Here is a 15,692-nt window from a genome sequence, read left to right as displayed (position 1 = left end):
TTATTTATAAAGGTTCGAATTCAAAATTGGTGTATCCTCTTTCTCCTTTTGTATTTTTCATGGTATTGAATCTCAGCTTGAAATAAAAGCCTTCAGCATCTTTCAATACAAAAAAACGGTCTGCATACACAAAAGGAACAGGATTGGATGCTGTACCGGTAGTGGTTCTCCATTTATCGCCGATAGCCCTCTGGTCATTGAAAACAAATTTTGAAGACTCTACATCTTTTAGTTTAAATGCATTGTAAGCAGCATCAAGATTTCCTGTAACTGTTACCTGGTAAGCACCTACTCCATTCAAAGTATTGGTTGTTACAAAATCTGCATAAAAATAGCTACCTGCACTGGTTGTAGGTCCCATGAAAACTTCATTGGTAAATGTTGTGAATGCCAGATCCCATTTCTTTTTCTTTGGCTGAATTTTTACCGGGGTTCCTGTTTTCAGATTGAAGAATGAGAAGCTGTATTCTGTATCTTTGGTAATGATATATTCTTTGATGTCTGCTTCTGCTGCATTCACGTCAGCATAACGGATTTTGTATCCATTCTGAGCTCTCAGAATCTGAATTTTTTTCCATCCTCTCGGATCACCGGACAATGAAACTGAACCTGCCCCGATATTGTTAGCAGAAGGTATTTCTCTCCCAAGATTGATCAGATAAACTGGGTTATCAGCATCATTTTCTTTGATGGCATCAATTCCTGAAGTCTGATTCAGGAAGTCACCATTAGGATTGTCAACATATTTCATATTGGCAGCATCAAATGTTCCTACCTGGGCAATGTCTTTTAAACTTGAAATATCAGCTTCCTTTACTTTACTGATGTCTGATGCGTTGGGTATTTTGATCACCGTCATGGCAAGAGATCCGTTCATGATCACTCTGTAGGCATCGCCGCTGTAAAAACCAAGATCCCAGTCTGTCCTGCTGTTGACCGCCGGATTGGTGTAGTCACTTAAATCGATCCAAACCTGGTTAGGTTCTGTAGGGCCGCCAATTGGCACACTTACTTCAGATCCCGTCATAGGCGGAACCGGAACCGGATCTTCGTCTGCAGAAAGACAAGACTGTGTGGCTGCCATGATGGAAAGAACAGATACTACTTTTAAATACTTCATAATCGTAACTTATTATTTAAAATTGAAACATTAATCGGGCAAAATAGCTTCTGCCATAATATAAATTAACAAACCCATTGGCAGCTGTATGAGCTGAACCGGCCACTGCCGTAGAGTTTAATCTTGTTACATCAAATATATTTTTCACTCCTGCAGAAATTTCAAAATGTTTCTTCCAGAAAGGCTGGCTTACGATGAAATCCATCATATGGAAACTATCTATTTTTCCAAGGCGGAAGTCATTAGCTCCATCGGACACATAAATTCTGTCCGGACCAGTGAATTTGTAGTAAAGGGCAAAATTAGTGTCGGTACTTTTCAGTTTGTAAGTTGCTGAAGCGCCTGCCTGTACCAGATACTGAAAGTCTGTTGGGGAAGAAGATTTCAAATCAATCATCGATACTGATGTTCCGTTTACTGATCCTCTTAAAGACAGGGCAAACTGATCTTTTCTGAAATCTACATTAGCGGAGAATAGTAGATTTTTATAGGTATTAAGGTTCATATATTTATAGGTGGAAGGCTCCTTTACCATTACCATTTCAATCCTGTCACGTACATCAAGGTATAATGCGTCTACTCCATAAGCGATCTTCCAGCCATTATCTGCTGAAAAGTTCTGATTCCAGAAAAGTCCTGCAGAGAATCCCTTTTCAGGATTCAAGTCCTGATTTCCCTGTACATCATGGTTAAGATTCACAAAATAGGTGTACAACTCGTCATATTTTGGAAAGCGGTTAGCAGATCCCACCACTGCTCTAAGGTTTGAATTCTCAGAGGTTTTATATCTTGCTGATAAAGAATAGTTGTATTGATTATTAAAGTTTTCGCTAAGAGAAAGTCTTACTCCCGGTCTTAAAGAGAATTTGTCTGACACATTCCATTCTGCAGAAAGGAAATTGGAATAGGTGAAGATCTTTCTTTTTACCGCTTCACCAAAGAAATCTCCGGCAATTAAAGCAGCATAGCCATTGGTATAGTCTAATTCATATCCTAACTGGAAATCAAAAACTTTGCTGTCGACGAAATTGCTGAACATTCCTCTGGAGTAGATGACATCAGTCTTATAATAAGATTTTTCTTCCTGGCGGCTTTTGATTTGTCTGTTCGGGATATCGTAATTATAATCGTAGTATTTCCTGTCCTGGTTCTGATACGAGAAATCGCCCATGTACCGGATGTGTCCAAGATTAGTCTGAATATTGAACTGGTGAATCCATCGGTCGGTATTATATCTTCTGTCTCTGCTTTCATACGAAACACCGCCCAAACCATCATTAAGAGGATTTCTGTTGACCTCCGGATTGTAGAAGTTGAATTTTTCATTCAGATAAGACAGTTTGTAAAAGAATGTCGTTTTATTTTTGGTATATCTTAATAAAGCAGACGCATCATACTGATCTTTCGGGTTCCATTCATACCCTCTCTGGTTATCCTGCCCGAAATATTTGTAGCCTTTGCTTTCCCCTTCATATCCCATAAACTGGTTATGGTTGAAATTGATGCTGGCAAACCATTCATTGCTGATATTATAATCTACATTAAGGTTCTGGATATGCCTTCCGTTTCCTCTTTTCTTAAGATCATAGTTGTCCCTTACTGTTTCTTCCTGTATCGAACCTCTAACACTGATCTTTTTTGTACTGTTTTTTTTGGTAATAATGTTGATGACCCCGGCAACAGCTCCATTTCCATATTCAACCCCCATACTTCCTTTTACAATTTCTATTCTTTCGATATTGCTTAAGGTAATTTTGGTAAGGTCAATATTACTTCCCAGCCCTGTATCCCCTACTACCGGTATATTGTCTATAAGGATTTTCACATAGTCTCCGTTAAGTCCCATGATGTTGGCGGTGGAATTTCCTGAACGCGTATCCGGAGTGATCTGTATATTCAGACTTTGATTCAGAACCTCGGCAACATTCGTTGCTGCCATATTTTTGATCTGTTCTGCATCAATAACATCAACCTTATATATCGATTTGTTAATGGACTGTTGCATATACTGTCCTGTAATAACAACTTCTTCAATTTTCTTTTGATTAAGAGAATCCTTTTCTTGTGCATTTACCCATAAGGCCACGGATAATGATAGAACGGAAAGCACTTTCTTCTTCATAAGGGTACAAATTTTCAGCAAATATAAAACTTTATTTAGACTCATTAAAAATAATTATATATTTTTGTGGAATAATTCTAAATAAAAATAATCTTATGAAATTACAATTACTTTTAGGAGCTCTGATGTTGACAGCCTTAACGGCGAATGCTCAGGTGTCTAACATCAATGAAAATTTCAACAATTTTACCGCTGGGAACACAACTTTCCCTCAGTTTGGATGGTCTGCCATTGTTGCACCCATCACCGGTGAGTTTCCTCCTGTACCTCCAAGAATGATTGTAGCAGGAGATTCCAACCGGTTTGTTCAGTCGTATGCAGGAAATAATGCTACAGGTTCATCTTACCTTATTACACCACAGATTGAGACTCCGACCGGAAACAAAACACTGACATTTGATACTACTTTAGTATCACCGTCTCCCGGCCCTGGAAGCATTCAGATAGGAGTAGCATCCAACCCTGCAGATATGTCAACATTCGTTCCTGTAGGAAACCCTATTAATGTAGCCACTATCGGCACCGTGCAGAATATCAGTGTTAATATTCCGGCATCCACAGGTTCATACATTGTATTTAAGTTCACTCCTACTGCTACTCACGTAGCAATCCAGGTGGATAATGTAGTGTATAACACGACCGCCTCTTTAGGCGTATCAGACAATAATAAATCGACAGAAAATTTCAGATTTGCCTTAAATTCTGATCAGTCTGCAATAGAATTCATTGTCAAAAAAGATCCTAAAAACATTCAGATTTATTCTGCAGCAGGCAGCAAAGTAGCCGAAGGAAAACTCAATGGAAGAAGTTTTGACATCAATACCCTTCAGACGGGTGTTTATTATATGAATATTGAGACTGCAGAAGGCAGATTGATCCAATCAAAATTCATCAAAAAATAAGGTTTATCAGACTATTATTGGCCTTTATTAAAGCCGGTAGGACTTTTCTTACCGGCTTTTCTATGTTCTGATTTTAGCATTTTTTTATGTGACTAAAATAAAAACACGATAAAAATCATGTTTTTATTTAGACTTATTAAAAATAATTATATACTTTTGTGGAATCATTCTAAATAAGGATTAAAAAAATAAATTATGAAAACAAAACTATTATTGGCATCAGTACTGGCATTGTCTGTTCAGCAGACTGTTTTGGCGCAGACTGACGCGTTGGGATACTCACAGGTAAATATGACCATGGGAAGCGGATACCAAAACCGCGTGTTTGTAAACCTTGCAGATGGTAATATGGTTTCTCAGCCAGCCAATACGTGGGATATTGCTTTTTATAGGAACTCAAACTATGCGTTCGGATCCAGAGTCAATGATGCTAAGGATATTGAAGTATTCACTGCATCAACCAACTTAGCAGACTGGGATAACATCAGCATCAGCAATGAAGCTTCATGGGGAGATCCTCTTTACAATCCGGACCAGACCACTGACTGGAGCCAGGGAGCTTTTGAACAGGGACCTGTGACTTCTCCAAACCCCAATATTCCTTCAACCGGATGGGGCGTTTATAACCCGGTGAACCACCACATTCAGGGGAAAGCTATTTTTGTTTTAAAATATGCTTCAGGAACTTATATCAAGTTTGCTATTGAAGATGCTTTTGCAGGATATACCTTCAAGTATTCAAAATGGAACGGGACTTCATGGGGAGCTACAGAAACCAGAACCATCGCCAACGGAACAGATGATTCATATTTCAACTATTTCTCATTTGATACCGGAGAAAAAGTTCCCAATCTTGAGCCTTCCAGAACGGCATGGGATTTCGTATTCACCAAATATTACACGTTCTATATGGGTGTGCAGATGTACCCGCTTTCCGGAGCGATTCAAAGTCCGAACGTAAAAGTGGCAATGGTTCAGCCTGAAACCCAGCAAACCGCATCATATGCAATTCCTGCTAATGCAAGTTTCTCATCTGCTATCACTACGGTAGGACACTCTTGGAAAGGGATCGGGACGGTGAAAAATGATGTGGTATACTACGTCAAAAAAGGAAATGATTACTACAGAATGTACTTCACAACCAATGGTGGTGCCAGTACAGGAAATATGTATTTTAAATACAAAAAGATCACGGAAACGTTAGGAATTACCGAAGTAGGAAAAAAAGCATCATTCGGTATTTATCCTAATCCAACTACGGCGGATAAAAAAGTAACGGTTCTTTTTGATGTTAAAGAAAAAACAGGTAATAAGGGAAATGTAGAGGTCTATGACCAGACCGGGAAAAAGGTATATTCAGATGAACTTACCAACCAGGCAGGATTCTACAAGCAGGACCTGAACCTTTCTACACTTCCATCAGGAAATTACCTTGTAAAAATTACTTACGGTGGTCAGTCGGAGACGAAAAAGCTTATCGTGAAATAAACTTTCAATTTTAATACTTTCTATTTTTTCTAATAAAAAGGCGGTTTCAGATTGTTGAAACCGCCTTTTATTTTTTCTTCATTAAAGAACTTAAAAATATATAAAACAAATAGTTATATAAGATTCTTCTTTAAATTTTTAAATCTTTAAATCCTTCAATACCATTAATATATTTTAAATCCTTTATAAACTTCTGCAGAACTTTCCATAATTTTTGAAGCATCCTTACGGAAATCCAAAAGGTGATCCTGCCCGTTATGCCTGTTATGATGTTCTACACTTTCCCAAAGCTCGATCAGGAAGAAAGTTCCTTTATTATCTTTATCTTCAATAAGATCGTACTGCAGACAGCCTTCTTCTTTTCTTGTTTCTTTCACAAGTTTCTGAAACAGCTCTACAGCGTCCATCAGATAATTTTCATTAAACTTAAAAAGTGCAATGATATGTAAATTCATGTTCTAATATTTAGTGATGTAAAAGTAAAATATTTTCAAAACCGAAAACCTTTTTAATCCTTTTATTTTTCCACACCCAACATAATTTTTAATTAAAAACTGATTTATAAATAGTTATAGAACTCATCACAATCACCAGAGTTCCGATAATCACAAACATTTTCTTCACAGGAAGCCTGGCAGTAAGCATTGCTGAAAAAGGAGCGGTCACAATTCCTCCGATCAAAAGCCCGAGAATGATATTCCAGTGCTGGATTCCCAGGGTAAAGAAAAAGGTAACGGCAGCCGTTATAGTAAGAATAAATTTGGCCACGGTAGAACTTCCTACGGCAAATCTTGGGGTGAATGCATTTTTAATCAATGTTCCGGTCACCAAAGGCCCCCAGCCTCCTCCGGCAAAAGAATCTATAAAACCACCTATTACACCCAGCCTGGTCAGATTGGTTTTTCTTTTCAGGGCTTTGCTCTGCTTTTTCTTAAATGCATTTGACAGGATTTGGAATCCAAGGTATAAGGTGTAAAAAGCAATGAGTGTTTTAGTGATTTTAGCATAATATTCTCCCAGATAAGTAAGACTGACAGCTCCGATAATTGCTCCGATCACAGCCGGAATAGCTAGCTTTTTCACCAAACTTTTGCTTACATTTTTCAGTTTAATGTGACTGAGGCTTCCCGCAGCAGTGGTGAAACTTTCTGCAGAATGAATACTTGCACTTACAATATGCGGTGGAATATTGAGGAGCATAAGGGTTGTGGTACAAATAACACCATATCCCATTCCCATGGAACCAGCCACAATTTCTGCAAAAACACCTACCAGGAGCATCCAGTAAAAAATATAGTGATCTTTGGCCAGAATGGTCTGTAGTTCTTCCAGATATCCCAGTTCATACATGGAAAAAACAGCAATGGATATAATAGCAGCCGTTACCAAAAGGACATTCAACCTTACCTGAATTTTTCTTGAAATCACCATATTAAAAAATCGTTTTGGTCTGTATTTCCTGATTATCCGTCACATTGAAAATAAGGATATTTAACGATCGTATGTTTTCTGCGCTTCTGTACAAGGAAATATTTTCAGGTATGCCATATGCAGCATCAGAATGCATTGCAGTAATGGAGCGTGTAAGCTTTTGTAATTGGTTTATCTCTTCTTTTGAAATCATAGTTTATTCATTTGAAGTAGTGCAAATATCTGATAAAATATTTATCCTACAAAAAAAGTAGACTATTAATTCAAAAAAAAGGACCGGGTTAATCTACCAGATCCATTAAAGTTTTACTTTCCAGAATATTCAGTGAAGCATCACGAACTTCTATCAGGACATCATGAAGCCCGCAGTGATCTTCATTGCAGTCCTCACATTTTTCATAAAAGTTGAGACTTACACATGGCAGCATCGCAATAGGACCGTTGACAAGACGAATGATCTTTGCCAGTTTCACATTTTCCGGATTTTCTTTAAAAAAGTATCCTCCACCCTTTCCTTTTTTACTGTCGAGGATTTCCGCTTTTTTCAGTTCAAGAAGGATGTTTTCCAAAAACTTTAAAGGAATTTTTTTATGTTCCGCAATTTCAGAAATAAGAATCGGGCCGTCATTTCTTTTTTCTACAAGATATGACAGCGCCTTAAAAGCATATTGAGATTTTTTTGAAAGCATTAAAGCAAAAATACGAAAATTGTTTAATATTTGAAAAAGACCTGAAAACAGGAATAACAAACGAAAAAAATGTCGGTGTATGTATCCGTAATTTTACGGTTTTAGGTACCACAATTTTGCCTTTCTCCTATTAAATCATTATGTTTGCCATATGTTCAGCAAACAAGAAGCACAGCAATTAAAAAAAGAATTTTGGACAGCTTTCGGAAGATCATTTCCCAGAAAATGGATTCTTTATGATACCAAAATCAAGGACATGGCATTTAAGTTTTCTGCCGACAACAAAAAAGCAGAAGTTTCTCTGGATATCGAAATGAAAGATGAAATTTTCCGGAATGCCTATTATGAGAAGATCTGGTCTTTGGAGGATATATTAAAAGATTTCATCGGAGATTTTCAGAAGGAAGAATATTTCACTCTTGAAAATGGTAAGATCATCAGCAGGATATGGGTTGAAAAACATAATGTTTCCGTTTTTAATAAAAATACCTGGCAAGAAATTTTTGAATTTTTTGTGGACAAAATGGACGGTTTCGAAAGGTTTTACTACGAATATGAGGATTTTATAAAGGATATATAGAATACTTACGAAATAAATACCACTTTATACTTCAGGTTGAGATAAAAAAAGAAAACTTATCTTTGCACTACCACTTAAACTAATAGATGAAACAAACTAACATGATTAAAAATGAGAAAAGTGTACAAAAACATTTTTGGAGAAATCATCTCTAAAAGTAAAGCTGTGAAGCTAAGCGAATATCATCTGTATTATTATGAAGAAGGCTCCGATTTCCTGAAAGAAATTGAATTCATCAATGAAGACAGTGTTTACAACATCAATTATTTTCTAAGTGACGAGGAAGACGAGGTGAAGGTAGTGGATTATCTTAAAGAAAAATCTGACTTTTTTGATATTGAAAGAAAAGAAACTGCCGACGGCTATATTATTTCTACCAATAAATTATATTCTTTATCCGTAGATGATCTGCCCCTTATTTCCAAAACTGTTTTCAAAACGGACGATCCTGAAAACTTTATCTGCTCACAGGTCATCGATAACGAAACCCATCAACCACACCTTGAAAGAACCATAAAATGCTGGTATACGAATGACGAAAACGGTGAAAAATACGCAGCCATAGAATGCAGCTATCAGGAAGACGGAAAACTGGAGCTGGCTGTAGATAAAACACCTGACCCGGACAATGAAGAAAACTGGATCCATTATGATTATGATACTTTCGAAGATCTTCAGGCACAGATCCCTACTGACATCAGCTATTACAAAACAGCAGCCTTACTTCCCAAACAAGCCTATCAGCAATAATCTTATATTCTTTAACACACCACATCCCCAATTATTAAATGGAAGAGAACCCAATTTTTTTTGCAGACGGAAATGACCCGCAAATGATTGAAGCTTACAGAAAAGCTCAGGAAACCTTTAAGTATTTCTGGCGCGAACAGTCCTGGGAATACAGAAGAATCATTCCCGGACTGAATGTATCATGCGTTAAAACAGCTTTTGAAGAACAGGATGAAGAAACCGGAGAAAGCCTGGTAGAACATATGTGGATTAATGAAATATTCTTTGACGGAGATCACGTGAGAGGATATTTGATTAATGAACCCAACAGTCTTAAGAATGTACAGGTGGGTGATTATGTTGAAATCCCTTTACAAAACATCAGTGACTGGCTTTTTGCCATCACTCCAAGTGTACAGAAACCAAAGGGACTTTCCAAGTTATTTTCATCCTCATCTTCTCCACTTCCGAAAGCTTACGGCGGGTTTACCATCCAGAAAATGCGTGCTGACATGTCTGTTGCAGAAAGAAAGGAACATGATAATGCTTGGCAGCTGGATTTCGGAGACTTTAATGATATCCTCGTTGTGAATAACCAGAAAGAAAATCCCGAAAATCTTATCGAACATCCGATGAGTAAAAATATGAAGGAGGAATTTGTAAAATTTTTACAACAATATCCGGATGAACTTACTCAAACCGATGAAGACGGACTGACGCTTCTTCACAAAGAAACCATTGCAGGAAATCTAACCACGGTACAGGTTGCTTTAGAAGCCGGAGCAGATAAAAATATCCGGTCTAAAAAAGGAAAAACAGCTTTGGATTATGCAAAACAGCTGAAATGGGAACATCTTATTCCTGTATTGGAAGGATAAATTGTTAATTAAGATTATTACAACTCAGAATTTGTTTTAGACTTTTATTTATGAAACATTAAGATTGTATTCAGTTATTGAGAGTATTAAGATAAGCTTCGCTTTAAGCTTAAAAATCAGAATGATTTATCTTAACTATACTTTATTTCTTAAATCCTTCTTAATGGTTTTTAATATATTCAACATCTTTTATAAGTCTGAACAACTACTCAATAATAAAGTTGTCAAAATAAAAATTCCGGAAGATGTTCTTCCGGAATTTTTTATGCTTTATCCAAATTTCTTTTTCCTTAACCAGAAGAACAGTCCTCCGATAAGGCCGATAATGGCCAATGGAAGCAGCAAGTTCAGCCACTGCCATGTGGATTTCTCTTCAGTAATTCTTTGCCTGTCGAGAAGTCTTTCTTCAATGTTTCTGTTTCTCAGTTCCATCAGGTTGCTGTCGTCAAGAAGATAGTCCAAAGCATTTCTCAGGAACTGTTCGTTTCCAAACTGTTCGTTTGTTAACAGATCTACCCCTAATGGAAGCGGTTTACCTTTGATCACTTTGTTTCTTCCTACATCTCCGTCTGCAATCACAATCATTTTATTTTCCGGGCTGGATGTTTTAAATCCAGGGTAAGATTTTCTCTCAATTCTCGATGCATACGCAGAGTTGAATTTTCCTTCCAAGGCTACAGCGAAGATCTTCGGTGTACTTGGTTTCTCCATTTGTCCAAGGCTGTCTACGCTTGCAATTTCTTTCAGATCCACATAATTCGGAACCTGTTTCAATAAAGTTCTTTCACTGGATTCGAAAAGGACTTTTGTTTTGATATTCTTTCTTCCTCCTAAAGTATCGATGGAAGTCGGGAATTCAAATTTTACAGGGTTGATATTCTTGGTGACCGGATTATTATTTTCGGCAATTCCAAGCGGATAATAAGGCCAGGGTAAGCTTGTATACTGAGGATTTCCACTCACTTCTCCTGTAACCAGTCTTAACAGGGCAAACTTTTTAACGTCTTTTACCAACGCGGGATTGATTCTCAGCCCGTAATTGAAAAAGAAGTCTGTCATATTGATATCGACAGGGAAAGGCATTACTTTTTTGGATCTTGTCAGCGTATCCATTTCAGCATTTACGGCATCAATCATCCAAAGGGTTTTTCCTCCGTTCATGATGTACTGGTCCAGAATTACTTTTTCATTATCGGTAAAAGCTTTTCTTGGTTTCGCAATCACCAGGGCACTCATCTGCTTTAACAACGGAACATCTTCCAGTGAAAGTTCAGTCTGATTTTTAGGAATGATAGGTCCTGCATCATAGTTTTCCATGGCCAGCTGTACAAATCCCTGGAATTCATCCGGATTCAGCTCATCATGGTTGACCAGGATTCCGACCTTCTTTCTCTTGGCGGCTGCAATGTTTTTAATGTTGGAAACAAGATTGTACTCCAATCCTTCAATCGATCTTGTCAGCTGCTGATCGGCATCAATTCCGGCCTGCTGAACCACTAAAGGAATAGAAACCCCATCATTTCCATATTTAATCACAGCGTAAGGGAAAAGGGTGATCTGTGAGATTTTCCCGTCTTTTACATCCGGAAGAATAGACGGCTGCATTCCCATAGCCATCAAAGTGTCCTGAGACATTTTTGTTTTAATCGGATCGATAAATTTAAAATCAATCTTCGGATTAATTTTTCTGAATTCTTCCAGCATGAATTTCGTTTCGCTTTGCAGCTGTTTGAAACTTGCCGGAAAGTCACCTTCCAGATACACTTCTACCGTCAGAGGCTTTTTAACAGACTCCAGTACTTTGATGGTGTTATCAGAAAGGGTATATCTTTTTTCTTTTGTTAAGTCTAATCTGATTCCCGAATAGGTCAGGATAATAACCAAAGGAACAATTGCAATTAAGAAAATTCCCAGTGGAGATTTAGCATTGAACTTCTTCATGATTCTACTTCTTTTTGTTAATAAAATGATTAGCCAATACTAATGAAGCGCCGATGACAAGTACAAAATACGCCACATCTTTAACATCAATAAGTCCTCTTGTGAAGCCTAAGAAATGCTGATAGAAGCCAATATTCTGAAGGATAAAATCTGCACCTCCCAATAGTTTATAACTTGCCAGCTGTTCGATCCCAAAATACATAATGAAACACATGAAAACACCCAGCAGATAAGCCATAATCTGATTCTGAGAGAGAGAGGAAGCAAGAATTCCCACTGCTGAAAATGCTGCGATTAAGATTATCAGTCCGATATAGCTTCCAAAGGTCATTCCCAGGTCAATATTTCCTGCAGGAACTCCCAAAACATATACCGTATAAAGATAAATTAATGATGGAATAAGACATAAAATTCCTACAATCCATACGGAAAGGAATTTACCTGTCACCAGTTCTGAAACTTTTAACGGCTGTGAAAAAAGCCAGTTCAATGTTCCGGTTTGCTGTTCTTCCGCAAAAGTTTTCATAGAAAGGGCCGGGATGATAAACATCAACAGCCATGGAACTAATACGAAATAGCTCTGCAATGAGGCCATTCCAATCTCAAAAATATTAGAATCGTTGTCGAAAAAGAACAGAAAAAGAGTCGCTATCAAACTGAAAGCGGCAATAATCACCCATGCACTCCAGTTTCCAAAGTAACTCCAAAGTTCTTTCTTTAAAATTGCAATCATAGTTTTTTTATAAGATATAGAAGGGATGAATATATTCGGACATGCACCCTACTCTACAATTATTTGTTTTTTTTATTTTTATTAACCAGTTTCACTGTCATCATAATCAGAAATACAAGAACGAAAAATCCTGCAATTAATTGCCACCAGTATTCGATCACCATTGATTTTAAAATAACGGTAAATACGACCAGAAACAGAATGAACGTTGCAATTTCATTGGCCTGTCTCAGTTTGATATTGGCAATGGGCAGTGTACTTCCATTCAGAACTTTTAAATGAAGGACTTTTTTCCAGCACCAGTAATGGTAGATGGCAAGCCCGATCAGGAAGGTTAGTTTTAAATGAAACCATCCCATCTTCATTAATCCCGGGTTTAAAAAGATCATCACCAATCCGCAGACCGCCATGATTACCCCGGCAGGAACTGTGATAATGTTCCACAGCCTTCTGGCCATAAAAGTGTACTGCTCTCTCAGAATTTTCTTTTTTTCTTCAGAAAATTCATCGGTATCTTTATAGTAAACGAAAATCCTCACGAGGTAAAAAATTCCCGCAAAGTAGCTTACCATAAAAATAATGTGCAGCGCTTTGATTATTGTGTAAAGCATTCAGAAAAAATTAACAGCAAAGATAAGCTTATTATATAATTGTTAAAAATAAATTTCTTTTGATCAGGAAAATATAAGTAAAATAGATTTTATATAAAAAATAGTTCGGCTCGGGGCAGCAAAGCTGCCCGAGCCGAACATTATATTTTTATTGTGGTAGCCACTTCAATAATTAAGAGATCACTCCTAATTCTTTTCCAACCTTTTCAAAAGCAGCAATCGCTTTATCCAGATGTTCTTTGGTATGAGCCGCAGATAATTGTACTCTGATTCTTGCTTTTCCTTTCGGTACCACAGGATAGAAGAACCCGATGACGTAGATGCCTTCATCCATAAGCTTTTCTGCCATTTTTTGAGAAAGCGGAGCATCGTAAAGCATTACCGGAACAATAGCAGCATCCCCATCAGGAATGTCAAAGCCTTTCGCTTTCATTTCCGTTCTGAAATATTCTGCATTTTCCATTACTTTATCACGAAGAGAGGTATCATCTGAAATCATATCCAATACTCTTAATGCAGCTCCTACGATACCAGGTGCTAAAGAGTTCGAGAATAAATAAGGTCTTGAACGCTGTCTCAGCATATCAATGATCTCTTTTTTACCGGAAGTAAATCCTCCCAAAGCACCACCTAAAGCTTTTCCTAAAGTAGAAGTAATAATATCTACTCTACCCATTACTTCATTCGCTTCGTGAGTTCCACGGCCTGTTTTTCCGATGAAACCTGTTGCGTGAGAATCATCTACCATTACCAAGGCATCATATTTATCGGCAAGATCACAAACTCCTTTTAAATCTGCAACAATACCGTCCATTGAGAATACTCCGTCTGTAACGATGATTTTAAAACGGTGGTTCTTCTCAGAAGCTGCAATCAGCTGAGCTTCCAGATCCTCCATATTATTATTTTTATATCTGTATCTCGCTGCTTTACACAAACGAACACCATCAATGATTGATGCGTGGTTCAGTTCATCTGAAATAATAGCATCTTCTTCTGTAAACAGGGGTTCAAAAACACCTCCGTTGGCATCAAATGCTGCAGCGTAAAGGATGGTATCTTCAAGACCTAAGAAATCAGCAATCTTTTTCTCCAAATCTTTGTGAATATCCTGTGTTCCGCAGATAAAACGTACAGAAGACATTCCGTATCCGTGAGATTGGATCATATCCTGCGAAGCTTTCATTACTTCCGGATGGTTGGATAATCCCAGATAATTATTGGCACAGAAGTTCAAAAGCTTTTTTCCGTTAGCTTCTATTTCTGCACTCTGCTGAGAAGTGATGATTCTTTCTCTTTTGTAAAGTCCGTCATTCTCAATATTCTGAAGTTCGTTCTGTAAATGTTGAAGGTATTTTTCAGAGATCATTTTTAGTAATTTTTTAGATGTGCTAATTTACTAAAAAGGCAGTAAAATAAAACCTTTTATCAGTTTAATTCTAAAAAATTGAAAAGGCTTTCACTTTTAACATTATTAGTCTACAAATTTAGTAGGATAATATTTATATTTGTTTAAAATTTTAATGCATGAGATTAAAGCCGGTACAAAAAATAAAGACGATCAGTTCAGGAACCTTTATCAATAACCACATGAAGCCGGGAATTCCGGTTATTATTGAGGACTTTGTGCATCCGGAAAGTCCAGCTTTTAAAAAGTGGAATTATGAGTATTTCAAAGAGATTGCAGGAGATCATAAAGTTAACATCTACGGAAGTGAGCTTGATTCCCTGGACAGAGTGGCCAGTGATCCTATTGCACAGACTACATTTTCAGAATATCTGGATCTCATCCAATCTGCTCCCACCGAACACAGGCTTTTCTTATTTAATTTACTGAAAATAAAACCTGAATTGAAGAATGACCTCATCTACAATGATGTAACGAATGGTAAAATACTGAAATGGCTGCCCTTTATGTTTTTTGGAGGAGAAGGTTCTGTCACCAGAAATCATATTGATATTGACATGTCCCATGTTTTTATCACACAGTTTCAGGGAAACAAGAGAATCTGGCTCTTCCCGTGGGAACAGTCTGATTTTATGTATAAGCTGCCCTACAATTTCCATAGTCTGGCTCAGATTAAAAATCCTGATTACAAAAAATATCCGGCCCTTCTTTATTTAAATGGCTATGAAGCTATCATTCGTCCTGGTGAAACCCTTTATATTCCTTCCGGCTGGTGGCATTATATTCAATATGATACGGAAGGTTATTCGATATCAGTGAGGGCACTTCCCTCAAGTCCTCTTGAAAAATGGCGTGGCTTCAAAAATTTAGTCATCACAAGACATTTTGATAATCTGATGCGTAAAATATTCAAAGAAAAATGGTTTGAATACAAAGTGAAAACGGCCAGAAAAAGAGGAGCCAGAGCAGCAAGAAAACAAAGAAGCTTTCAAATCTGAAAGCTTCTTTTGTGATATTATGATTCACTTTGGTAAAAGTACTCATTCATACTTCACCATTT

General features: G+C 37.3%; 15 protein-coding genes. 6 read left to right on the top strand and 9 right to left on the bottom strand.

The features are described 5' to 3' along the window. Positions 1 to 4: 4 nt before the first annotated feature. Both ACLI50_RS09870 and ACLI50_RS09865 read right to left on the bottom strand, forming a co-directional pair. On the bottom strand, positions 5 to 1,120 hold the full coding sequence (locus ACLI50_RS09870; RefSeq protein ID WP_411413663.1) for an HmuY family protein: 1,116 nt from the start codon (positions 1,118 to 1,120) through the stop codon (positions 5 to 7). A 16-nt stretch (positions 1,121 to 1,136) separates the two neighbouring features. Then, positions 1,137 to 3,242 (bottom strand): TonB-dependent receptor plug domain-containing protein, encoded by a 2,106-nt coding sequence (locus ACLI50_RS09865; protein WP_411413662.1) that lies wholly within the window; start codon positions 3,240 to 3,242, stop codon positions 1,137 to 1,139. 95 nt (positions 3,243 to 3,337) lie between these two features. Between ACLI50_RS09865 and ACLI50_RS09860 the strand changes: the two genes are divergently transcribed. Both ACLI50_RS09860 and ACLI50_RS09855 read left to right on the top strand, forming a co-directional pair. Then, on the top strand, positions 3,338 to 4,144 hold the full coding sequence (locus tag ACLI50_RS09860; protein WP_411413661.1) for a choice-of-anchor J domain-containing protein: 807 nt from the start codon (positions 3,338 to 3,340) through the stop codon (positions 4,142 to 4,144). A 195-nt stretch (positions 4,145 to 4,339) separates the two neighbouring features. Beyond that, positions 4,340 to 5,632 carry a T9SS type A sorting domain-containing protein gene (locus ACLI50_RS09855; protein WP_411413660.1) on the top strand — a complete coding sequence of 431 codons (1,293 nt, stop codon included), beginning with the start codon at positions 4,340 to 4,342 and terminating at the stop codon, positions 5,630 to 5,632. A 164-nt stretch (positions 5,633 to 5,796) separates the two neighbouring features. On the opposite strand, the gene ACLI50_RS09850 is transcribed toward ACLI50_RS09855, so the two are convergent. The 3 genes from ACLI50_RS09850 to ACLI50_RS09840 all read right to left on the bottom strand — a co-directional run bounded on the left by ACLI50_RS09850 (position 5,797) and on the right by ACLI50_RS09840 (position 7,752). Continuing rightward, the gene (locus ACLI50_RS09850) at positions 5,797 to 6,087 is read right to left on the bottom strand and encodes a putative quinol monooxygenase (protein ID WP_131438555.1); all 291 of its coding nucleotides are present in this window, start codon (positions 6,085 to 6,087) and stop codon (positions 5,797 to 5,799) included. Positions 6,088 to 6,175: 88 nt separating this feature from the next. Then, positions 6,176 to 7,063 (bottom strand): sulfite exporter TauE/SafE family protein, encoded by an 888-nt coding sequence (locus ACLI50_RS09845; protein ID WP_411413659.1) that lies wholly within the window; start codon positions 7,061 to 7,063, stop codon positions 6,176 to 6,178. Positions 7,064 to 7,344: 281 nt separating this feature from the next. Continuing rightward, positions 7,345 to 7,752, bottom strand: a complete 408-nt coding sequence (locus ACLI50_RS09840; protein WP_110009454.1) for an RrF2 family transcriptional regulator — start codon at positions 7,750 to 7,752, stop codon at positions 7,345 to 7,347. Between the two features lie 151 nt (positions 7,753 to 7,903). Here ACLI50_RS09840 and ACLI50_RS09835 point away from each other — a divergent pair, with 151 nt between their 5' ends. From ACLI50_RS09835 to ACLI50_RS09825, 3 genes are all read left to right on the top strand, one after another. Further along, entirely contained in the window at positions 7,904 to 8,332 is a 429-nt protein-coding gene (locus tag ACLI50_RS09835) for a DUF4268 domain-containing protein (RefSeq protein ID WP_110009455.1), read from the top strand. A gap of 111 nt (positions 8,333 to 8,443) precedes the next feature. Continuing rightward, positions 8,444 to 9,082, top strand: a complete 639-nt coding sequence (locus ACLI50_RS09830) for a hypothetical protein (RefSeq protein WP_202844132.1) — start codon at positions 8,444 to 8,446, stop codon at positions 9,080 to 9,082. Positions 9,083 to 9,120: 38 nt separating this feature from the next. Then, the gene (locus tag ACLI50_RS09825) at positions 9,121 to 9,939 is read left to right on the top strand and encodes a DUF2314 domain-containing protein (RefSeq protein ID WP_411413658.1); all 819 of its coding nucleotides are present in this window, start codon (positions 9,121 to 9,123) and stop codon (positions 9,937 to 9,939) included. A gap of 270 nt (positions 9,940 to 10,209) precedes the next feature. Here the strand turns inward: ACLI50_RS09825 and gldG are convergent, their stop codons facing one another. The 4 genes from gldG to kbl all read right to left on the bottom strand — a co-directional run bounded on the left by gldG (position 10,210) and on the right by kbl (position 14,593). Next, entirely contained in the window at positions 10,210 to 11,880 is a 1,671-nt protein-coding gene (gene gldG, locus ACLI50_RS09820) for a gliding motility-associated ABC transporter substrate-binding protein GldG (RefSeq protein ID WP_411413657.1), read from the bottom strand. A gap of 4 nt (positions 11,881 to 11,884) precedes the next feature. After that, the gene (locus ACLI50_RS09815) at positions 11,885 to 12,613 is read right to left on the bottom strand and encodes an ABC transporter permease (RefSeq protein WP_137906051.1); all 729 of its coding nucleotides are present in this window, start codon (positions 12,611 to 12,613) and stop codon (positions 11,885 to 11,887) included. Positions 12,614 to 12,672: 59 nt separating this feature from the next. After that, positions 12,673 to 13,224: a CopD family protein gene (locus ACLI50_RS09810; protein WP_137906052.1), complete on the bottom strand. Its 552-nt coding sequence runs from the start codon at positions 13,222 to 13,224 to the stop codon at positions 12,673 to 12,675. A 172-nt stretch (positions 13,225 to 13,396) separates the two neighbouring features. Beyond that, positions 13,397 to 14,593 (bottom strand): glycine C-acetyltransferase, encoded by a 1,197-nt coding sequence (gene kbl, locus ACLI50_RS09805; protein ID WP_110009461.1) that lies wholly within the window; start codon positions 14,591 to 14,593, stop codon positions 13,397 to 13,399. Between the two features lie 158 nt (positions 14,594 to 14,751). Here kbl and ACLI50_RS09800 point away from each other — a divergent pair, with 158 nt between their 5' ends. After that, complete coding sequence (locus tag ACLI50_RS09800) at positions 14,752 to 15,630, top strand: cupin-like domain-containing protein (RefSeq protein WP_202838473.1); 879 nt, start codon at positions 14,752 to 14,754, stop codon at positions 15,628 to 15,630. Positions 15,631 to 15,692 lie beyond the last annotated feature (62 nt).

This window comes from Chryseobacterium cupriresistens (assembly GCF_046614675.1).
Lineage (GTDB): Bacteria > Bacteroidota > Bacteroidia > Flavobacteriales > Weeksellaceae > Chryseobacterium > Chryseobacterium cupriresistens.
Note: the sequence above shows the minus strand (reverse complement) of the source record. Positions and strands in the feature narration are given on the sequence as shown.